At 39.4% G+C, this 20,366-nt stretch carries 24 protein-coding genes; all 24 read left to right on the forward strand.

The window, feature by feature from the left end; genetic code table 11:
* The first annotated feature begins 249 nt into the window (after positions 1-249).
* The 24 genes from PCORN_RS19235 (at position 250) to PCORN_RS19245 (ending at position 20,363) form a co-directional block, all read left to right on the forward strand.
* The gene (locus PCORN_RS19235) at positions 250-399 is read left to right on the forward strand and encodes a hypothetical protein (protein ID WP_159102523.1); all 150 of its coding nucleotides are present in this window, start codon (positions 250-252) and stop codon (positions 397-399) included.
* A 336-nt stretch (positions 400-735) separates the two neighbouring features.
* Positions 736-1,203: a helix-turn-helix domain containing protein gene (locus PCORN_RS03830; protein WP_036077713.1), complete on the forward strand. Its 468-nt coding sequence runs from the start codon at positions 736-738 to the stop codon at positions 1,201-1,203.
* A 49-nt stretch (positions 1,204-1,252) separates the two neighbouring features.
* A complete protein-coding gene (locus PCORN_RS03835; protein WP_149024243.1) occupies positions 1,253-1,729 on the forward strand; it encodes a hypothetical protein in 477 nt (158 codons plus the stop codon).
* 34 nt (positions 1,730-1,763) lie between these two features.
* Positions 1,764-2,186, forward strand: coding sequence for a hypothetical protein (locus PCORN_RS03840; protein WP_036077717.1), 423 nt, complete (start codon positions 1,764-1,766; stop codon positions 2,184-2,186).
* A gap of 429 nt (positions 2,187-2,615) precedes the next feature.
* On the forward strand, positions 2,616-3,251 hold the full coding sequence (locus tag PCORN_RS03845; RefSeq protein ID WP_036077720.1) for a Crp/Fnr family transcriptional regulator: 636 nt from the start codon (positions 2,616-2,618) through the stop codon (positions 3,249-3,251).
* 256 nt (positions 3,252-3,507) lie between these two features.
* Positions 3,508-4,116 carry a pectate lyase-like adhesive domain-containing protein gene (locus PCORN_RS03850; protein WP_149024245.1) on the forward strand — a complete coding sequence of 203 codons (609 nt, stop codon included), beginning with the start codon at positions 3,508-3,510 and terminating at the stop codon, positions 4,114-4,116.
* A gap of 1 nt (position 4,117) precedes the next feature.
* Entirely contained in the window at positions 4,118-5,845 is a 1,728-nt protein-coding gene (locus PCORN_RS03855; RefSeq protein WP_036077723.1) for a toxin Cry1Ac domain D-VI-related protein, read from the forward strand.
* Positions 5,808-6,680, forward strand: coding sequence for a toxin Cry1Ac domain D-VI-related protein (locus tag PCORN_RS03860; protein WP_149024246.1), 873 nt, complete (start codon positions 5,808-5,810; stop codon positions 6,678-6,680). The genes PCORN_RS03855 and PCORN_RS03860 overlap by 38 nt, the downstream gene beginning before the upstream one ends.
* Complete coding sequence (locus PCORN_RS19740; protein WP_420912013.1) at positions 6,614-8,962, forward strand: toxin Cry1Ac domain D-VI-related protein; 2,349 nt, start codon at positions 6,614-6,616, stop codon at positions 8,960-8,962. Before PCORN_RS03860 ends, PCORN_RS19740 begins: the two co-directional genes overlap by 67 nt.
* Positions 8,963-9,211: 249 nt before the next feature.
* Positions 9,212-9,709, forward strand: a complete 498-nt coding sequence (locus PCORN_RS03870) for a DUF4352 domain-containing protein (protein ID WP_036077726.1) — start codon at positions 9,212-9,214, stop codon at positions 9,707-9,709.
* A gap of 2 nt (positions 9,710-9,711) precedes the next feature.
* Positions 9,712-10,380, forward strand: a complete 669-nt coding sequence (locus tag PCORN_RS03875) for a YveK family protein (protein ID WP_036077727.1) — start codon at positions 9,712-9,714, stop codon at positions 10,378-10,380.
* A gap of 50 nt (positions 10,381-10,430) precedes the next feature.
* Positions 10,431-11,081: a CpsD/CapB family tyrosine-protein kinase gene (locus tag PCORN_RS03880; protein ID WP_065520112.1), complete on the forward strand. Its 651-nt coding sequence runs from the start codon at positions 10,431-10,433 to the stop codon at positions 11,079-11,081.
* 21 nt (positions 11,082-11,102) lie between these two features.
* Entirely contained in the window at positions 11,103-11,453 is a 351-nt protein-coding gene (locus tag PCORN_RS17100) for a nucleoside-diphosphate sugar epimerase/dehydratase (protein WP_051999233.1), read from the forward strand.
* A gap of 88 nt (positions 11,454-11,541) precedes the next feature.
* The gene (locus tag PCORN_RS03885; RefSeq protein WP_149024248.1) at positions 11,542-12,537 is read left to right on the forward strand and encodes a UDP-N-acetylglucosamine 4,6-dehydratase family protein; all 996 of its coding nucleotides are present in this window, start codon (positions 11,542-11,544) and stop codon (positions 12,535-12,537) included.
* Positions 12,538-12,557: 20 nt separating this feature from the next.
* Positions 12,558-13,745, forward strand: a complete 1,188-nt coding sequence (locus tag PCORN_RS03890) for a glycosyltransferase family 4 protein (protein ID WP_036077728.1) — start codon at positions 12,558-12,560, stop codon at positions 13,743-13,745.
* Positions 13,746-13,747: 2 nt separating this feature from the next.
* Positions 13,748-15,019 carry a nucleotide sugar dehydrogenase gene (locus PCORN_RS03895; RefSeq protein ID WP_036077729.1) on the forward strand — a complete coding sequence of 424 codons (1,272 nt, stop codon included), beginning with the start codon at positions 13,748-13,750 and terminating at the stop codon, positions 15,017-15,019.
* Between the two features lies 1 nt (position 15,020).
* On the forward strand, positions 15,021-15,413 hold the full coding sequence (locus PCORN_RS18190; RefSeq protein ID WP_051999235.1) for a glycosyltransferase: 393 nt from the start codon (positions 15,021-15,023) through the stop codon (positions 15,411-15,413).
* Between the two features lie 49 nt (positions 15,414-15,462).
* On the forward strand, positions 15,463-16,185 hold the full coding sequence (locus PCORN_RS17790; protein ID WP_051999236.1) for a glycosyltransferase: 723 nt from the start codon (positions 15,463-15,465) through the stop codon (positions 16,183-16,185).
* A complete protein-coding gene (locus tag PCORN_RS03905) occupies positions 16,163-16,762 on the forward strand; it encodes a sugar transferase (RefSeq protein WP_277620152.1) in 600 nt (199 codons plus the stop codon). The genes PCORN_RS17790 and PCORN_RS03905 overlap by 23 nt, the downstream gene beginning before the upstream one ends.
* 2 nt (positions 16,763-16,764) lie before the next feature.
* Positions 16,765-17,913, forward strand: a complete 1,149-nt coding sequence (locus tag PCORN_RS03910) for a DegT/DnrJ/EryC1/StrS family aminotransferase (RefSeq protein WP_036077732.1) — start codon at positions 16,765-16,767, stop codon at positions 17,911-17,913.
* Positions 17,914-17,935: 22 nt separating this feature from the next.
* Complete coding sequence (locus PCORN_RS03915) at positions 17,936-19,366, forward strand: hypothetical protein (RefSeq protein ID WP_036077733.1); 1,431 nt, start codon at positions 17,936-17,938, stop codon at positions 19,364-19,366.
* Positions 19,359-19,886 (forward strand): acyltransferase, encoded by a 528-nt coding sequence (locus PCORN_RS17115; RefSeq protein ID WP_051999237.1) that lies wholly within the window; start codon positions 19,359-19,361, stop codon positions 19,884-19,886. The genes PCORN_RS03915 and PCORN_RS17115 overlap by 8 nt, the downstream gene beginning before the upstream one ends.
* Entirely contained in the window at positions 19,883-20,230 is a 348-nt protein-coding gene (locus PCORN_RS03925; RefSeq protein ID WP_036077735.1) for a polysaccharide biosynthesis protein, read from the forward strand. The genes PCORN_RS17115 and PCORN_RS03925 overlap by 4 nt, the downstream gene beginning before the upstream one ends.
* Positions 20,199-20,363 (forward strand): hypothetical protein, encoded by a 165-nt coding sequence (locus PCORN_RS19245; RefSeq protein WP_206537421.1) that lies wholly within the window; start codon positions 20,199-20,201, stop codon positions 20,361-20,363. The genes PCORN_RS03925 and PCORN_RS19245 overlap by 32 nt, the downstream gene beginning before the upstream one ends.
* The last annotated feature ends 3 nt before the right edge of the window (positions 20,364-20,366 follow it).

The raw sequence follows: 20,366 nt of genomic DNA on the forward strand, positions 1-20,366 counted from the left end.
GCGTTTAATGTAAAAAATAAGAACTTTTTTCGCGTAATCATGATATACATATAAAATAATTGTGATGTAAACGTAATAAAAATGTTGATTTAGAAATATTTATAGTGTGATATAAAGATATCGAAAGGGCGCCCCTTAGAAAACTTGTAAAACTGCAACTATCCTTATGAAAAACTAAATTTGAAGAAGCGATTATGATGAACAATGAAATGAGTAAAAAAAACAACTAAATTGGTAGCCGCAACAGGATTGACACTAGCATTCACAACAGTAGTAACAGGCGTATTCGCAGTAGATGCATCAGCACAAACAACACACTATACAGCGAAACCTCAAATGGTAACAGCGAAATCAGCAGTGAACGTTCGCGCAGGTGAAAGCACAAATTCAAAAATCTAGGCAAACTTAAAAAAGGTGAAACAGGCTATGTAGGTAAACAATTTTTAAACCTAAAATAAGTTTTCTGCAACAAGAGTGAAAGTTGTGAGGTAAGTAGGATTGCATCACAAAAATGAGTAACTTATCACATATATTTTTGCATAAACTCCCCCACGAAGTACGAAATAGGACGCGAACTGGTTTTACAGATCAGTTCGCGTCCTATTTTGTTACGCAGAAAAAGAGCTGTGAATTGCTTTTTTGTATCGGCTGGGTATAATGAGATGCAAGAACACGTAAACTGTTGTAGTTATTTTATGGGGGTGCTGTGTATGAATCATTTCTTTTTACAGTTAATTGCAGAAAAAAAAGGTTAGGCGACAAATTAAGGTATTGCAGAAAATTTACGATGCTAAATTCCCGCTTACGGTGGACGAAATCGCAGAGGATTTGGATATTTCCAAAAGGACGCTATCCAGAGACATAAAGGATATTGAGCACTCGTTTCCAGAACAAGAAGTATTAGAACTAAACACGGTGTATGGCTATTCCATTAATCACACACATTACGTCGATGATCTGATTGTTAGAATTTCTGAGGAATCGCCGTTGCTTCTTATCGTGAACGGTGTTTTCCAGGGAGAGTTCAAAAGTATTGATGAGTGGGCAGATGAATTGTTTATATCAACCTCGACGTTACACAGATATTTAACTTACTTGAAAAATCTGTTAAAGGAATTTAAGCTTGAATTATCGTTAACACCGATAGTATTCCTTGGTGAGGAAGTAAATATTCGACATTTTTTTTTTCAACTTTTTCTATAATATGAATGATATTTCAACGATAAGCCACCCAACAGAAGCTGAGTATGAGTTGCATAAGAAAGCATTAGCTGGATATGACGAAATCACAAAAATCAGTAATACTTTGCAGCATAGAAGGGCACTATACTGGATTATGGTAGTAAATACACGAATTAAACAAGGGCATTTCGTCAAAATAAATCCAGAGCTAAAAAAACTGCAAACGCAAATGGATACCTATCGGGTTATAGCGCAATTAGCAGAAATTTTAATTCCGATATTAGCTGCTGCTGGTGTACCAGAAGATGAGATTGTTTATATGGATTTGTTGACAATGGACACATATGTATATTCGGAAGACAAGGTGTTAAGCGGTTTTCATACAGAGACGGAAATGGATGCGGTCGATACTTTTCTAATGAAATCTTTTCAAGAGTTGGGTCTAGGTTCGCCTGAAAAATCCGAATTAACCGTTTTTATTGCTTATCTACGTAATCAAATATTGCTATCTAAACTAACACCACTATTTCAAAAAAAATGTTTTTGAAGTGAATCGGTTTATAAAAAGTAGGCATTCGGCTTTGTTTTATAAATGGACAGAGTTATTGGCAAATGACCCGATCAAACAAATCGCTAAAATAGAGTATATAGAAGATGTCGCAGTGAACCTGGCGATGTTTACTCATTATTTTGCATATAATCAACAACTCAAGGAACGTAAACGACATATTTTATTTACATTCGATGGTCCAAACGCTTACCTGAATTATTTAACAACATTAGTAGAAAAGTTCAATATTAAAAATGTTGAAATTACGCTTATTACGAATCATCATGCTACTAATAAGAATGTGGAAGAACTTAATGTGGATGTTGTTGTCTGCAATTATAAGGATGACAATGAAATTCTGAATTGTGAAATGTATAAGACTGAGCGGGTACCGACAGAATATGATTGGGAGCAAATTAGGAGTATCGTTTTTTATATGGGTGAAATCATGTAGATAATAAAATAGTAGAGAGAAACTCTAGTGCCGGCAATTGCGGATACTAGAGTTTTTTTATTTGAAAATGGAATGGCGGATGTTGAAGCCAAATTTGATTTCTAATCGAAAACTAAAAATGGTTTAATAGAATTAACAACAAGAGCTAATAAGTGTAATAAACTCACCAATAAAAATAAATTATAGTGTAAATTAATAAACAAAGACACCCAGAAGTCATAAAAAAAAAGTCGGAATTGTGACGTTGGCTTAACCGTGTTTTAACAAGGAATACGATGAGTACAGAAGGAAGAAAGAATCATTAGCAGTATAGTCTTAAGTTGAAAATATCTGGAAAAGTGTTTTTTGACCATATTTTCATATAAAAAAAAATGAACAGAAGGTAGTAATATTAGTTCTAGTAATCCCAACACGGAATGGAGGGATGTAGTGGATTACCTTACAATAAACAAGCTGCTCATTCGTGATAAGACCGTTCTACAGAGTATTATAAATTCTAGTGATTTTGAAGAAAATACTCTACAAAAGGTCGTCATTAGAAAGGGCGAACGGATTATACAAAATACGGATAATAATATTTATATAATCAAAGAAGGCTATTTAGCTAAAATGATTGCTCACGAAAAAGGCGCTGATAAAATGGTCTGTCAGGCTTTCTTGAGCACATCGGATATCGTCTGGGGGAATCAGTTTTCTGGTGAGGTGGGTGTTATTTACGAACCGCTTAGTTCAGCGATTGTGACTAAAATAGATGCAAACACATTTTTTAATATATTAGCAACACATCCATTCTTTACAGACGTCCTGATAGAATCACTGAATCGAAACGAGGAACTTGCCAAATTATATGCACAGCAATTTCAATATGAATTGCGAGAGCGAGTTATCAAGCTGTTTGAACAAATGGCGGTACAGGTTAGTATTAATAGATACGCTTTACCCAGAGGACTCGATAGTTATTATATCGCAGCATATTGCGGAACAAGCAGAACAAGCGCAAGCAGAATAATAAGAGAACTAAAAAAAAATGGATATATTAAAAAAATAATAACAATGGTATTCTGACTTTTAGTAAAACTAAAATATAGTAATTCTGGGTTTATTAGTATATCCCACCTCACCTAAAAAACTTAAATTCAGAGTTAGAAAGGATTAGAGGCTAGCGAAATCAGGTGAACAAAATACAAATCTAAGGAGATAAACATGCAACAATCAACCAAAAAAAAATTACAAAAGTAAGATCATTAAAATCACAGCTGCTACAGCAATTACATTATCTAGTTTAGCATCTTTACCATATAACCTAATGACAACTGAGGCTATGATGGCAAGTGCAGCCGAGTTAACGAAATCCGTGGATGTAGCAACATTTGCCCAATTTAAAACAGCTTTAGAGGATGCAACAGTTACAGATATTCAGCTGAAAAATAGTCTCACACTGACAGCATCTATTATAACAACAAAAGGGGCTATCAAAAATATCCATGGTAACGGTAACTTGATAGACTTAAAAGGCTATAAAGTACTTTTAGCAGATGGGGCTTCAGGTTTAGTAGAAAATGCGACAATTACAAGTGCATCAGGGAATAACTATAGTTTATTTTATTCTGAAAATACAAGCACGAAATTAGTATACCGTGATATTAATCAATCAGGTGGGTACTTGCCACGTATGGCAGGAGAGCTTAGGCTAGAGGGAAATATCACACATTCAACTACTGGTGGAAATAATAGCTTCGAAGGTCGTAACCTAACCATTGCTAGCGGCGCAAACGTCCAACTCACCAACCCAACTTCAGGAGCATATTCTTCTATCGACATGAATGCGACGTACGGGCCATCTACGCTTCTCATTGAAAAAGGGGGGCTATCTGAATATAGATACAGCTGCTACCACTTGGTCTGGAATATGGTTATACCAAGGGAGTAACATGATTGTTGACGGTACTTTAGATTTGAAAACTAAGTTGCATGGAATAAATGTTCAAAAAGGTGCTGAATCAGCAACAATAACGGTATCTGGAGAAATGAATATTGACTCTCAAGATAAGGCAATTCTTGGTGACATATCTAAACTGGAATTTTTAGAAGGAAGTAAGAGTAAGATTAGTTCAGCCTCTACAACTTGGCCGTTAACTATAGGTACGATGATTTTGCGAGATAATTCAGATGTTGAGATAGAAGCAACTTCAACAGCGGGAAGTCATAGTGCTGTTACACTTAGTCAAACACAAAATACACAAGGGTTTACTGCAGAACCAAAATCTAATTTCTCTATCACTACAAATAATGGGAAAACAGCGATTGATGGCTATAGTACAAGCCAAACAGTTAAAATCCAAAGCGCAACAGGAATTACAACATGGACGGCATCAGATTTAAAATTGGATGCACCAGGTACACCTTACAATGGGCCCTTCAATGCTTCTTACCAAGTACTAAACCAAGTGAAGAGTAATGTAACTTCAAATAATACAGCATTCCAAAGCAATTTTGATACAAAAACGGCAAGTAAAATTGCTTCAGGAAGCTACTCTGTGTTAACGAAAGATGTTGAAACATTAGATCAAGCGAAAAAAGCAGTAAATGATCTATTCAAGGGAAGTAACCCAATTAATGATATTACAGACACACTAACGCAAGCAGAGATTGATAACGCGAAAACCCTTGTTAACAAAGTAACAGACCAAACGCAAAAAGATGCATTAAACAAGGACATTGCAAAAGCACAACAACAACTAGATCAAAAAAATGCAGCAGCACAAGCGGAAAAAGACAAACAAGATGCAGCAACAAAAGCAGTGAAAGAATTATTCACAAATGATGATCCAGCAACAGATACAATCAAAGATACGACAAATCAAGCAGCGATTGATAACGCCCAAAAAGCAATTGATCTTTTAACAGCTGGTCCAATCAAAACGGAAATGCAAAAAGATCTTAACAGAGCACAAGAATTATTAAATCAAAAAATCGCAGCAGAAGCAGAAAAAGCTAAGCAAGATGCGGCGAACAAAGCAATAAAAGAACTTTTCACAAATAATGATCCGGCAACAGATACTATTAAAACGACAACAGATCAAACAGCAATCAACAACGCGCAGAATACTATTGACGCAGTGACGGACGAGCCAACTAAAGCAGTGATGCAAAAAGACTTAGATCGTGCTCAAGAACTTTTAGATCAAAAAAATACGGCACAAACGGAAAAAGAAAAACAAGATGCAGCAACAAAAGTAGTCAAAGAATTATTCACAAATGACGATCCAGCGACAGATGCAATTAAAGACGCAACGAAACAAACAACGATTGACAATGCCCAAAAAGGAATCAACCTTTTAGCAGATAGTCCATTGAAAGTGTCATTGCAAAAAGATTTGGACCGTGCGCAAGAATTACTAGATGCACGTCAAGCAGCTGCTGATGCAGAGTTAGAACAACAAGGTGCAGCAAAATATGCGGTTAACCAACTATTCCAAAATAACTCACCCGCAACAGATATCATCAAAGATACGACAACACAAGCAAGAATTGATGATGCGCAAGAACAAATTGATTTAGTAACAAATGCAAATGTAAAAAAAAGCACTGCAAAAAGATCTAGATCGTGCGCAAGAATTATTGAATGCGAAACAAGCAGCAGAGAAGGCAGTGAATGAATTATTCACGAACAACAGCCCGGCTGGGGATACCATCAAAGATACGACGAATCAAGCAGCGATTGATAAAGCCCAAGAATTGATTCAAGGCTTGCCTGATGGAGATTCAAAAACAGCGTTACAAAAAGATTTAGACCGCGCCCAAGAATTGCTAAATCAAAAAACAGCCGCACAAGCAGAACAAGCTAAAAAAGATGCAGCAGATAAGGCTGTAAAAGAACTATTCATCAATGATACACCTGCAAGTGATGCCATCAAAGACACGACAAAACAACAAACAATCGATAATGCACAAAAAGCGATTGATTTATTAGCAGATGGTCCAGCTAAAACAGCGATGCAAAAAGATTTGGATCGTGCGCAAGAATTATTAAATGCACGTCAAGCAGCAGCAGACGCAGAATTAAAACAACAAGGTGCAGCAACTTATGCGGTGGAACAATTATTCCAAGACAACTCGCCAATCACAGATGTCATCAAAGATACAACAACTCAAGCAAAAATTGACGATGCACAAAAACAAATTGATTTAGTGAAGACAGAAGACGTGAAGAAAGAACTACAAAAAGACCTAGATCGTGCACAAGAATTATTAGATATGAAAAAAGCAGTGAATGAACTATTCGCAAATAACGATCCAACAAGCGATAAAATAAAGGACACAGTAGATCAAGTAGCTATTGATAAAGTACAAGATTTAATCAACATTTTACCCGATGGAGACATGAAAACAGCCTTGCAAAGTGACTTAGATCGTGCGCAAGAGCTATTAGATCAAAAAACAGCAACACAAGCCGAAAAAAGAAAAAACAAGACGCGGCAACTAAAGCTGTAAAAGAATTATTCACAAGTAATGACCCAACAACTAATGCTATCAAAGATCCAACGAATCAAGCAGCGATTGACAAAGCCCAAGATGCGATTAATACTTTAGCTGATGGCGCTGTAAAAACAGCATTACAAAAAGATTTAGATAAAGCACAAGAGTTACTAGACCAACGTAATGCAGCGCAAACGGAACAACAAAAACAAACAGCAGCAAATCAAGCAGTAAAAGAACTATTCACAAACAATGATCCTGCAAGTGATGCGATCAAAGATACAACCAAACAACAATCGATTGATAATGCACAAAAAACAATTGATATTTTAGCAGAAGGTCCAGCCAAAGTAGCGTTGCAAAAAGATTTAGACCGTGCCCAAGAATTACTAGATGCACGTCAAGCGGCAGAAGCAGCAGAGTTAAGACAACAAGGTGCAGCGAAATATGCTGTAAATCAATTATTCCAAAATAATACACCAGCATCAGATGCTATCAAAGATACGACAACACAAGCAAAAATTGATGATGCGCAAGCAGAAATTAATGCAGTGAAGGATCCAACAATTAAAGCAGCTCTTCAAAAAGATTTAGACAGAGCCCAAGAACTATTGAATGCTAAGCAAGCAGGAGATAAAGCTATCCAAGATGCAGCCGAAAAAGCTGTGAAGGAATTGTTTAGCAATAACAATCCAGCAAGCAATGCCATCAAAGACACGACAAATCAAGCAGCAATTGACAGCGCAAGAGCAGCGGTACAAAAAGTCACAGATCCGGCGAAAAAAGCAGCATTGACAGCCGATTTGGACAAAGCTCAAAGCTTATTAGATGCTAAAAAAGCAGCACAAGACGCAGCAGATAAAGCAGTGAACGAATTGTTCAACAATAATAATCCAGCAAACACAATCAAAGATGCGACAAATCAAAAAGCAATTGATGATGCCAAGACAGCAATCGAAAAAGTCACAGATGCAGATAAGAAGGCAGCCCTACAAAAAGATTTAGATAAAGCACAACAACAGCTAAATGATCGCAACACGATTATACTTGCTATCCCACAATTGAACCCAATGACAGAAGCAGACACAGTATTTAGCGGTAAATTAGATGTTTCGCAATACAATCCTGGAACGATTCGTATTTATATCAATAATGCACCGGCCACAGTTGTGGCGGTTGACGCTAACGGTAACTTCTCATATAACATTGGAAACCGTAAAGCTGGTGATGTTATCGGCGTAGATTACAAAGATCGTACTGGTCAATACAATGCCAATACAAAAACATCGATTACGGTAACACCAATAACTAGCAACGTAACTATCAACAAAATGACAGAAAATGATGACACAGTTACTGGTAAAGTAGCACCAAATGCAAAAGTAAGATATGTTGTCAATGGTCAAGCAGTAAATGTTGGTTATGCAGATGCAAACGGTAATTACTCGATGTATATCGGCAAACAAAAAGTAGGAACAGTTGTTGGTGTAGAAGTATTTGACCCAGCAGCAAACAAATACAAAGCAGCAGTAACAACAACCGTACTAGCAGTGAATGTTACGATTCAACCAATGACAAACGCAAATGACACAGTAACAGGCACAGCCCCTGCGAATGCAAAACTAAGGTTCTTAATCAACGGTGTAGCAGTAAACGTAGGAACAGCCGATGCGAGTGGTAACTACAGCAAATATGTAGGAACACAACTTGTAGGAACAACGGTAGCGGTAGAAATGCTGAACCCTGAAACAGGAAAATACGAACTTGCGAAAACAACCACGGTAACAGGAGCGCCAAAAAGCACGGAATATACAGTGAACGAATTGACAACAGACGGCGATACTCTTACAGGTAAAGCCCCAGCAGGAGCAAAACTAAGATTCTCTATCAATGGTAACCTAGTTAGTGTTATCACAGCAGACGCATCAGGAAATTACAGCAAATTTATTGGTAAACAAAAAGCCGGCGCAGTCGTTAGCGTAGAGCTTTTAAATGAAAACACAAACCAATATACAGCACCACAATCAGTAACAGTTACAACTGGAACAGGTAATGCAACATTGGCACCAGTCATTAATACAATCACAGAAGGCCAAGGTGTAGTTACTGGTACAGTACCAACGAGCATCGTACAAGTCAGAGTATGGGTAAACGATGTTGCACAAACAATTGTGGCTGCAACAAACGGTAACTTCACATGGACAAAAGCAAATCTAAAAGCCGGCGATACAGTTAAAGTAGATTATAAAGATGCTACTGGAACTTGGATTTCTGCAGAAAAAGTTGTAACAAAATAATAAAAAACGAGCTGGGATGAGAAAACGGTTTTCCGTCCCAGTATATGAAATCAGTAACATAACAGAATGGCGGATGTTGAAGCCAAATCTGATTTCTAATCCATTCTCAAAAATGGTTTAATAGAGTTAACAGCAAGAACAGCAAAGCAGTCAATACAGCCAAGGTTTTAACAAAATAATAAAAAATGAGCTAGGGCGGGAAACACAGTTTTTTCCGTCCTAGCATATAAAAATAAGCGAGGTAATAGAATGAAAAAATTAGCAATCGGACTCGTAGCAGTAATCGGACTCACATCAGCACTTACAGGATGCGGCAATCCATCATCAGAAAAAGACCAAACAGAAACAAAACAAGTAGCACAACAAGAAACAGTAAAAGCAACAGACCAAAAAACATTCAAACTAGGCGATCATGTAGATTTTCTAGGGCTGATTGTTACATTTGAAAAAGCCACCTATTTAGAAAATGACAAAGGCGTCAAGAATAGTGTGATGAAAATAGATATGAAAGTAGAAAATAAATCAGCAGCATCACGTGGCTTTACAACAATCGATATGGAGATTAAAGACAGTAAAGGAAAGAAATTAGCGATTTATCCAGGCGAAAATCTAGGTGAAAAAATAAAGCCAGGCAAGTCAATCAGCGGTTCAGGCTATTTTACAGTAAACGGCAACGGCCCGTACACAATCACTTACAAGGACCAAGATTCAGATAAAAAAGCTTCATGGAAAGTGGAGGTTAAATAGCATTGGAACAAAAAACAATTGAACTAGCAGACTTTTTATATGTGTTAAAAAAATGGTTCTGGCTCATTGTTATTCTATGTATCGTAGGTGCTGCGAGCGGATTTGTTATTTCAAAAGAGTTTATGACTCCAATCTATGAATCTCAATCACAACTAGTCATTAAGCAAGAACAACACAAAAATGACACAACGACAACATCAGAAACGCAAAGTAATATCCAACTCGTCAACACCTACAAAATCATCCTAGTAAGCCCAACTGTCTTAGGAACAGTAATAAAAAATTTAGACTTACCAGAAACAACAGAGCAACTAGCAAAACAAATATTAATCGAGAACTCGAAAGACTCTCAAGTGCTTACTGTTAACGTATTAAATGCAGATCGTGAACTAGCAAAACAAATAAATCAGCAACTGATCAAAGCAGCAACGAAAGAATCCGATAAAATCATGTCTGCCAATAATATTCGAGTTTTGACAGAACCAACTGAAAATATGTCACCAGTTAAACCGAATAAAACATTGGTAATTGGTGTGGGATTCATCGTCGGGCTCCTCGTAGCTATCTCCATTATTGTGATCAAAGAAACGATGAGGCAGCATATCAGAGATGAAAAAGAGTTGCGAGCGATCATTAAAGCCACCCATTTAGGCAATATAAATCAATTTTGATAGGAGTAAATGTATGCTTTCGCTATCTAGGAAAAAAAAACAAACCACCAGTGAATAGACTAGCTCAGTTGGGAGAAAATAAATCAGTCAATGAACAGTTTCGCATTATTAGAACGAATATCGAGTTCGTCTCCATGGGACAAAATAACGTGTATCTGATCACATCAAGTATTCCAGGAGAAGGCAAGTCCACGATAACATCGAACATCGCGATGACTTTTGGTCAACAGAATAAGAAAGTATTGTTGATAGATGGAGATATGAGACGACCGACGCAAGACAAGCTATTTCGCAGGTTGAACAACGTCGGACTGAGTACTTTACTCGCTAACCAACACACAATGGAAGAAGCCATTCAACCGATTGAAGAATACAATATCGACTTTTTGCCAAGTGGCCCCGTTCCACCTAACCCCGCTGAATTACTTTCCTCGACCAAGCTTGAGACACTCCTTGAAGAATGCAAACAGAAATACGATCTCATTTTCATCGATAGTCCTCCACTGATTGATATTGCTGACGGTCCAATTTTGGCAAGTAAGGTGGATGGAACGTTTCTCATCGTACGAGCATACAAGACATATAAAGCAGAGATTCAGAAAAGTGTACAAATACTAGAGCAATCTAATAGTAAGATCATGGGATATGTACTAAACGATGTGAAAAAACAAGGCCAAGGCAAAAATTATTATGTCTATTAAATGATAAGGATGCGTTTATAAATGGAACAGACTAATTTTCAACAAGTAAAAAATACGTTAATACTAGGTGCTGGCGACACGGGTCATATTATTGCTAAGAAAATCATGAAAGAACAAGAGGGAACATTTAAAATACTTGGTTTTCTAGATGATGCAAAAGAGAAACAAGACGTTAGCCTAGCTGGTGTTTCAGTTATCGGGACTTTAGCAGACTTAGGACAGTTGATCAAGCTGTATGATATAAAGCTGGTTATTGTCGCTATTACGAACATGGGGCGAGTTGCTTTTACACAAATAGAAACGATTTGTAACCTTGCTGATATAGAGTTGAGACGAATTCCATGCATCGAAGACTTACTTTTAAAAAAATGAGCCGCTCATCGATTTAGCAGATATTCCAACACAATCTTTATTAAATCGTGAACCAATTCAGTTAAATGATGCGGCGATAAAACAACAATTGCATCAGCAAACGGTACTAATCACTGGTGCTGGAGGTTCCATCGGTTCGGAGATGTGTCGCCAGCTGCTAAAATATGAACCAAAATCGCTGATATTGCTTGGCCATGGCGAGAATAGTATCTATCTGATTGAGCAAGAGTTGCGCGAAATCGCTGGGAATACAACACTTATTCCGGTTATCGCGGACATCAAAAATCGGGAACAAATGCACGAAATCGTGGAAGAATATGCTCCAAATGCAATCTATCACGCGGCAGCGCATAAACATGTATCGTTGATGGAGACAAATCCGCACGAGGCCATTAGCAACAACGTGATTGGAACAAGAAACATTAGTGAAGCGGCTGATCGATTCGGCGTACAATCGTTTGTGATGATTTCCTCAGACAAAGCAGTTAACCCGACCGGCGTAATGGGCGCTTCTAAACGAATGTGTGAAATGGTTATCCAAGAATTCGCACAGAAAAGCGATACAAAATTCGCGGCGGTCCGTTTTGGAAATGTACTTGGTAGTCGTGGCAGTGTTGTCCCGATGTTCAAAAAACAAATTGCTAAAGGCGGTCCAGTAACGGTAACAGATCCGGATATGACGCGATTCTTCATGACCATCCCTGAAGCGGCGAGCCTCGTTTTACAAGCTGGGGTTTTCTCACAAGGTGGCGAAATCTTTGTCTTAGATATGGGTGAGGAAGTCAAAATTTTAGATTTAGCAAAAAATATCATCCGATTATCAGGCTATTCCTTAGATGACATCGAAATTAAATTCACCGGTTTACGTCCAGGCGAAAAACTATATGAAGAATTATTGCTAGAGAATGAACTGGAACCTCAACAAATATACCCCAAAATCTACGTAGGTAAGACCAAATTTGTGAGTTTTGAAATATTGCACACAATTTTAGAAAAGAGTGACACGTGGACAAAAGCGGAACTGCGCAAAGAGATGATAGCGCTCGCGAATAGTAAGCACGTAACGCAAGAAAAAATAATTTGAGAGTCTAGGTGGTGAGTCGTTTGAACTGGTTGTTTGCACACGATAATCGATTTTTAGAAGCAAAGGATGGGCAAGTCTACTCGGAAGTGGCCTTCTCGTACAGCAATTGGGAGCGCTATGTGAAGCATGTCGATCAGCTCACCGTCATTGCGCGGATGGAGCCATTGGGGGATTTGGATACCACGTTTTTAAATCTTTCAAGTGGAGAAAATGTCGCGTTTGAAGGCATGCCAAGTCCATATGGAATCAGAGCTTTTACACCATTTCCACGTGGATACAAAACGGTACTCGCGGCGGTTGAAAAAGCCGATGGAGTCATCGCCCGCTTGCCTTCAGAAATCGGCTATATGGCAGTCAAAGCAGCTCGAAAAACGAAGACGCCATACTGTATCGAAGTCGTTGGTGATGCTTATAACGCGATGGCAACGTACGGCGATTGGAAAGGGAAATTATATGCTCCTTTTGCAGAATGGAAAATGAAACGAAGTGTTAGTAAATCCCAACATACGCTTTATATCACGGACAGACACTTACAAGAACGTTACCCGACGAAGGCTCACAGCGTCTCTTGTTCCAATGTAGAACTTCCCATACTTGCAATAGAAACCATCGAGCGACGTCAAGAAAGAAATGCGAAGCCAGCAGAAAAGTTGATTATCGGCATGAACGGCTCGTTATCTTCGCCTTACAAAGGTTTTGAAACAGCCTTCCAAGCGCTTGCAAGCATTAAATCGGACTTACCGCCGTTCGAGTTTCGAATTTTAGGGCGTGGGTCGAAAGAAGATTGGCTTGAAACGATTGAGCAACTAGGTTTAACAGAACACGTCGTTTTTTCGGGCACATTGCCTCATCAAGGCGTCTACGAGTGGTTGGATGATATCGATATTTTCCTGATGCCAAGTAAAACAGAAGGACAAGGAAGAGCTTTAATCGAAGCCCTATCAAGAGGTTGCAGTTGCTTAGGATCGAACGTCGGCGGCATTCCAGAACTCATCGCAAAAGAACAACTGCACGAACCGAATGACACGGCCGGGCTAGCGGACAAATTAGTCAAACTCGCAACCAACCCAGAACAACGACAACGATACGCCAAGTCGGCTTTTGAACGAGCTGCGACTTTTCAGAGTGATCGATTACAGGAAATGAGACAACAATTCTTTCAGGATTTTAAAAGGACCATACACAACAAACGAAATGAGGAATTATAATAATGGCTAGGAAAATTGCAGTCGTAGGCCTAGGCTATGTTGGCTTGCCAGTAGCAGTAGCATTTGGACAGAAGGAAAACGTCATCGGATTCGATATTAACGAAGAGCGCATCCAAGCACTTCAAAATAATATTGATACGACAAAAGAAGTAACCACGGAAAACCTGAAAAAAGCAAAGATTGATTTTACGTCAGATGCAGCAAAATTACAAGCATGCGATTTTATTATTGTGGCTGTACCAACCCCGATTACCAACGATAAACAACCGAATTTAGCGCCGTTAATCAGCGTCTCCCAAACTATTGGTGAGAACTTAACGGAGGGAACGATTGTCGTGTATGAATCTACCGTATACCCAGGCGTGACCGAAGAAGAATGTGTGCCAGTCCTCGAAAAATACTCCCAACTAAAAGCAGGTCAAGGCTTTTATGTAGGCTATTCCCCAGAGCGAATTAACCCCGGCGATAAGAAAAATACTTTCTCCTCTATTAACAAAATTGTATCTGGCCAAACAGAAGCGGTAACAGAAATTATTTATGAAACGTATAAGTCTGTGATTCAGGCGGATGTCTATAAAGCAAGCAGCATTAAGGTAGCAGAAGCCGCGAAAGTGATTGAGAATACGCAACGAGATTTAAATATCGCACTCATGAACGAATTTGCGATGATATTTGATCGGTTAGACATTGATACATCGGAAGTTTTAGCCGCAGCGAAAACGAAATGGAATTTCCTACCCTTTGCGCCAGGTCTTGTTGGTGGGCATTGTATCAGCGTGGATCCTTATTATTTAACACATAAGGCGCAGATGCTTGGCTACGATCCACATATGATTTTAGCTGGTCGCCGAATTAATGACGGTATGAGCCACTTTATCGTGTCTGCTCTCATCAAAAAAATGATCGGCGCTGATTTACCGATTAAAAATAGCGTGGTTACGATTCTAGGTGTGACTTTTAAAGAGAACGTTCCCGATATGAGAAACTCCAAAGTGATGGATATTATCTCCGAATTAAAGCAGTTTGGAATCGAAGTGCAACTTTCAGATACTGTATTGGCAGCAGAAGGAACGAAGCTTGACGATGAACTCGTACCATTTGCGGAGTTGAAACCAAGCCACGCGGTAATTATGGCAGTACCACATGCAGAGTTCTTGACAACAGGTTGGGAAGGACTAGCAGATTTAGTCACGCCAGGTGGGATTTTCATGGATGTGAAAGGTGCGTTAAATAGCGCAGAAAAACCAAGTCATATCGACTACTGGAGACTATAATATGGCCAAATTACTCATGGGCGTGACGTCATCGATTAGCCTACAACTTCTCCGAGGACAGCTAGAATACTTTAGCAAACAAGGGTACGACATTCATCTGATTTGCTCGCCAAGTGGGGAGATAGATCGGATGCTACCAGAGAATATCACCGTGCATAACGTACGAATGACGCGCGAAATATCACCGTTTGCTGATTTGTTCTCCTTACTCCGAATTATCATGATCTATTTAAAAGTAAGACCAGATATCACCAACGTATCCACACCAAAAGCAAGCTTACTCTGCATGATAGCAGCATTTCTAACACGTACGCCGACACGCATTTACTCGGTAATTGGACTGAGATTTGAAACCTGCACAGGAAAAAAAACGAAAGCTACTACACTTCATTGAAAAATTAGTATGTAAACTGAGCACGACATGCCTCGCGGTCAGCCCTAGCTTGAAGGAAGTTTTAGTAGAAGAAAGGCTAGCATCGCGAGAGAAAATTCGCGTGTTGGGATCTGGGAGCTATAACGGCTTAGACTTAGCGGAATTCCAGTTAGACGCGGCGGAAGTGGCGCGTTTGAAGAAACAATACTTGCCGGATAACCAGCGCAAGGTCATTGGTTACGTAGGACGCTTGACGAAAGATAAAGGTATCGATGATTTGGTAGCCGCTTTTACGGAACTTGCTACAGAACACACGAATCTTAAGCTACTCTTAGTTGGTGATTTTGAAGCGGGTGATATGGTTACGCCGCTAACGCAAAAGCGAATCGAGGAAAATCCACATATCGTAAAAACCGGCTTTGTCCCTAAAACAGCTTCCTATTATCGCCTGATGGACGTGTTTATTTTACCGACTTATCGTGAGGGCTTTGGAAATGTCATTTTAGAGGCGGCGGCAGCGAATGTCCCTGTGATTACAACGAATGTGACGGGGGCAAAAGATGCAATTATTCCGAATGAAACGGGATTACTGGTCGAAGCGGGTCATATAGCGGCTATGAAAAAAGCATTGATGACGCTACTGGAAGATAACGAGTTGGCCGAGAAGCTTAGCGGAAACGGGCGCATGCGAGTGGGTAGAGAATTTAGATCTGAAATTATTTGGCAACAGTTAGATAAGGTGTATAGAGAAACGGAGGTCGATAAGCGAAATGTATATGAAATGGAAAAATAAGATGGACCGGTGCATAGCTGTCGTGATGTTATTGTTGTTAGCGCCTTTGTTAGGAGTTATCGCCTTACTCGTATGGGTGAAATTAGACAGGAAAATCATCTTTTCGCAAGAACGCGTAGGTTTGAACGAAAAGATTTTCAACATATATAAATTTAAAACGATGACAGATGAACGGGACGCGGAAGGTCAATTGTTACCAGATAACGAACGACTTCATCCATTTGGAAACGCATTACGGAAGCTGAGTTTGGATGAGTTGCCACAATTAATGAATGTTATCAAGGGCGATATGAATTTTATCGGACCACGACCGCTGTTAAAAGAATACCTCGCTTTTTATTCAGAAGAAGAGAAACAACGTCATAATGTTAAGCCTGGCCTCAGCGGTTGGGCACAAGTGAACGGACGCAATAGCATCAGCTGGCAGGAAAAGTTTCAATTAGACCTCTATTATGTCGAAAATCAGTCGCTGAAGCTAGATATGCTCATCTACAAAAAAAACGATGTTGAAAGTGATTCGTCGAGAAGATGTGAATACGTCAGAGCAAGTGACAATGGAAAGGTTGGACGAGATTAAACATGCTTAAAACAAAAAAGATGATTCCGTTAGCAGTACCTCACATGAGTGGTGAGGAAGAGAAATATATTCAGAAGGCTTTTCAGGAAAATTGGATTGCACCATTGGGCTCGAATGTAGACGAATTTGAAGCAAGTATCGCATCTTATAATCACGTTTCAGAGTCAGCAGTTGTTTCTTCTGGAACAGCAGCCATCCATTTAGCGCTTCAACTCTTAGGTGTTGGTGCGGGAGATACAGTATTTTGTTCCAGCTTTACGTTTGTTGCTAGCATCAACCCAGCGTTGTACCTAGGTGCCAAACCAGTATTTATCGATTCGGAGCAAGAGACGTGGTGCATGTCCCCATTTGCTCTCAAAACGGCACTAGAAGAGGCACGAAAAAAGAATCAACTACCAAAAGCAATCATCGTTGTTCATATTTATGGGCAGTCCGCTAAAATGGATGAAATCATCGCTTTGGCTAAGGAGTATGGTGTTCCAGTCGTGGAAGATGCGGCGGAGTCACTTGGAGGCACGTATCGAAACGCCCCACTTGGAACGCTTGGTGACTTTGGTATTTTCTCTTTTAATGGGAATAAAATCATTACGACATCGGGTGGTGGTGCTTTAGTGGCTAAGCAACCTGAGAAAATCGCAGAAGCTCGCTTTTTAGCTAGTCAGTCGAAAGAAGATGCGCCGTATTATTTACATCACCAAGTTGGCTATAATTATCGCTTGAGTAATGTACTTGCTGGGATTGGTATCGCTCAAATGGACGTTTTGAATGATCGGGTGGCTAAAAAACAGGAGATATTTGCAACCTATGAAAAAGGATTAGCGGATGTTCCGAGTATAGTCATGATGCCAGAATTGGATGTAGCAAAAGGAAATCGCTGGCTTTCGACCATGACATATTGTGTGGATGAGGTTGGGAAAACGCCAGAAGATGTGATGGAGTTATTGAAGGCACGAGGTATTGATAGTCGCTTATTGTGGAAGCCAATGCATCAGCAACCACTTTTCCAAGATGCGCTGTTTTATGCGGATGAAGCAGGAGATGTGGCGACAAAGTTGTACGAAACAGGATTATGCCTACCATCCAGTACGCAGATGACGCAAGAAGAACAGGAATATGTGATCGATACAGTAAAGGAAATACTCATCAAATAATTTGAAGGATGTATGAATAAATATGCCAATAAAAATTCCAAAACAATTCTACGTTATAGCAGTCAATGTAATCATGCTTGCCATCGGTGGTTTTGTCACTTTCTATGTGGCCGGTAATACCAATGCGAGTGGCTATGGTCGACTCTATTTATTACCATTGACGTTTACGGTCAGCTTCTTGTTAGTCTTTTCAAGAGTCTTATTTCAGCGATTCAAAGTATTTATCATTGTGTTTACGGGGATTGGATTTGCTAGATTTGTCGTGTTACCGTATTTTATCGTATTTAATGATTATTATGGAGGCAGATCACCAGAACCACCGCTTGCAGGCTCGATGGAAACCGCGATTTATTTAATGGTATATGAGCTGATTGTCGTGACGATTGTCATTGGGATACTTGATTATTTGCAAAATAAGAAATACAAGCCGAGAAATACGCAGCAACCATTTGATGAAACGAAAAGCTATTTTGGTTATGTGGTATTTATCGTCGTGGCTATTGTGGCGGCGCTAGGAATCCCTAACGTCATTTCATCGATTAGCTTCTTTATTCCAAAATCAGATTTGGTGGATGTGATGGAAGATAGTAATGTGATGGTTATGCTCGGTGGCTATATGTTTATTTTAGCGAAGCAGCTTGTTTTCATTATGGTTACGTGGTGGGCGCATAAGAGACATCGGGCAACAAGTCAGTTACTCTATGTGTGGATTGCGATAGGTGCTTTATTTGCTAATATTGGCATATTTATCGGTACGAATCGTTCAGATATTGTGTTAGTTGCGATTGTTAGTTTAGTGACATTTCGATTGCTGTTTCCGAAGTATTTTAAACTCGTTGTGCTCCTTGTTGTCGGTATGCTCGTTGGAATTCTTTTGATTATGAGCACAGTGCGAAATATTGCCTCGATATCTGGTGGCACGAGTGGGGTTACAGATTTCACGGATAATTTACAAGTGTATTTTGGCGGACCGTATAATGTGGCGATGGCGCTTGAAACGAAGCTAATTTATCCGGAAGCGCAAAATTGGAGTGTGTTGTTTTTCGATATTTTCAGGCCGATGATTGGGGTTAATATGTTGGTGAAAGACTTGCCGTTTGAGTATTCGAATATTTTCTTTAATCAACGCTATTTTTATTCGGATCATGCGACGCAAATTTTGCCAATGATCGGGCAAGGGAACTTGTTTTTCGGTTATCTATTGTCGCCGCTATTATCTGTGTTAGTGGTGTGTCTAGCGTATTTCATTCAATCGAAAATTGATCAGACGCGTTCTATCGAGATGTTCTACTTCCTTACATTAGTTTGTACGCGAATGGGGATGTTGATGGGGCAGAATACGATGAATATTATTAATGATTTGAGTTATAACTTGGCGCTGTTTTTAATTGTGTATTATGTGAATCGCAAAATTGTTTACAAGAAACGTTTAGGAGATGTTCATTATGAATAAGAAAAAATTGTTTTTCCGATATGTTTTGCCAATGCACTGTATTCAATTATTGACTGTGTGGATGCCGAATACAGATATCACGACGAAAATTCGTGGTCGGTTGATGCGTCCGTTTTTCAAGCAATGTGGGTCTAATTTCCGGATTGGAACGCGAGTTATTATTAATCGACCGGATTTGATTAGTATTGGTGATAATGTGTATATTGCGCACCAATGTTATTTGAACGGTACGGGCGGTTTGAAGATTGAGCGGAATGTTTCGGTTGGGCCGATGTGCGTGATTGTGACATCGAAACATGTGTATCAAAATGGTGCGGTTTCGATGGAATCTAAGGCAAGCCGTGTTGTGATTGGAGAAGGTTCGTGGCTTGCGAGTCATGCGGTTATTAATGCGGGAGTCACGGTGGCGGAAGGAACGACTGTTGGGGCGAACGCGGTGGTAACGAAGAACTTCGAGCCGCATACGATTCTTGGTGGGGTACCAGCTCGTGTGATTCGCACGCAGGAAACGGCACTATGAGTTTTACCGCGCGAATGTTCAATAATGCGTTCTTCCTGACCTTTGTTAAAAAGGGGTTTGTTGTTCTTAATGGTATCATTAGTTTGATGCTGGTGGCGAGGTACTTTGGGCCTGCGATGCGTGGGGAATATATGTTTATCGTCAATGTGGTGATTGTAGGGACGACGATTCTGAATTTAGGTATTTCACTCATTTACCCGCATTTTAGAAAACAAGATAAGCGTGCGAAAAATCTCTTTGTCAGCTACTCTTTTCTTCAATTTTTTTCTGTATTTGCTCATTTCTTTGCTGATTCTGATTTTCACGAAGAATGTGATTTTAGGTATCAGTGCGTTGCTGATTAGTGTGAATGTGTTGAATCTGCAAGTGACACAGATTAATCTAGTAGAAAATTTGAAGCAGCAGTCGATGATTATTATTATTTCATCGCTAATCAATACGGCTTTGATTACTCTCGCTTTTTTTTCTGACGAGTGAAAA

The sequence above is a fragment of the Listeria cornellensis FSL F6-0969 genome (genome assembly GCF_000525855.1).
Taxonomy (GTDB): Bacteria; Bacillota; Bacilli; order Lactobacillales; family Listeriaceae; genus Listeria_A; species Listeria_A cornellensis.

What these genes read in the sequence shown, in the direction of transcription:
- PCORN_RS03910 (WP_036077732.1), top strand. Translation starts at nt 16,765, where the DNA reads ATGCTTAAAACAAAAAAGATGATTCCGTTAGCAGTACCTCACATGAGT.
- PCORN_RS03855 (WP_036077723.1), top strand. Translation starts at nt 4,118, where the DNA reads ATGATTGTTGACGGTACTTTAGATTTGAAAACTAAGTTGCATGGAATA.
- PCORN_RS03915 (WP_036077733.1), top strand. Translation starts at nt 17,936, where the DNA reads ATGCCAATAAAAATTCCAAAACAATTCTACGTTATAGCAGTCAATGTA.
- PCORN_RS03925 (WP_036077735.1), top strand. Translation starts at nt 19,883, where the DNA reads ATGAGTTTTACCGCGCGAATGTTCAATAATGCGTTCTTCCTGACCTTT.
- PCORN_RS03905 (WP_277620152.1), top strand. Translation starts at nt 16,163, where the DNA reads ATGTATATGAAATGGAAAAATAAGATGGACCGGTGCATAGCTGTCGTG.
- PCORN_RS17100 (WP_051999233.1), top strand. Translation starts at nt 11,103, where the DNA reads ATGGAACAGACTAATTTTCAACAAGTAAAAAATACGTTAATACTAGGT.
- PCORN_RS03870 (WP_036077726.1), top strand. Translation starts at nt 9,212, where the DNA reads ATGAAAAAATTAGCAATCGGACTCGTAGCAGTAATCGGACTCACATCA.
- PCORN_RS03850 (WP_149024245.1), top strand. Translation starts at nt 3,508, where the DNA reads ATGATGGCAAGTGCAGCCGAGTTAACGAAATCCGTGGATGTAGCAACA.
- PCORN_RS17115 (WP_051999237.1), top strand. Translation starts at nt 19,359, where the DNA reads ATGAATAAGAAAAAATTGTTTTTCCGATATGTTTTGCCAATGCACTGT.
- PCORN_RS03895 (WP_036077729.1), top strand. Translation starts at nt 13,748, where the DNA reads ATGGCTAGGAAAATTGCAGTCGTAGGCCTAGGCTATGTTGGCTTGCCA.
- PCORN_RS18190 (WP_051999235.1), top strand. Translation starts at nt 15,021, where the DNA reads ATGGCCAAATTACTCATGGGCGTGACGTCATCGATTAGCCTACAACTT.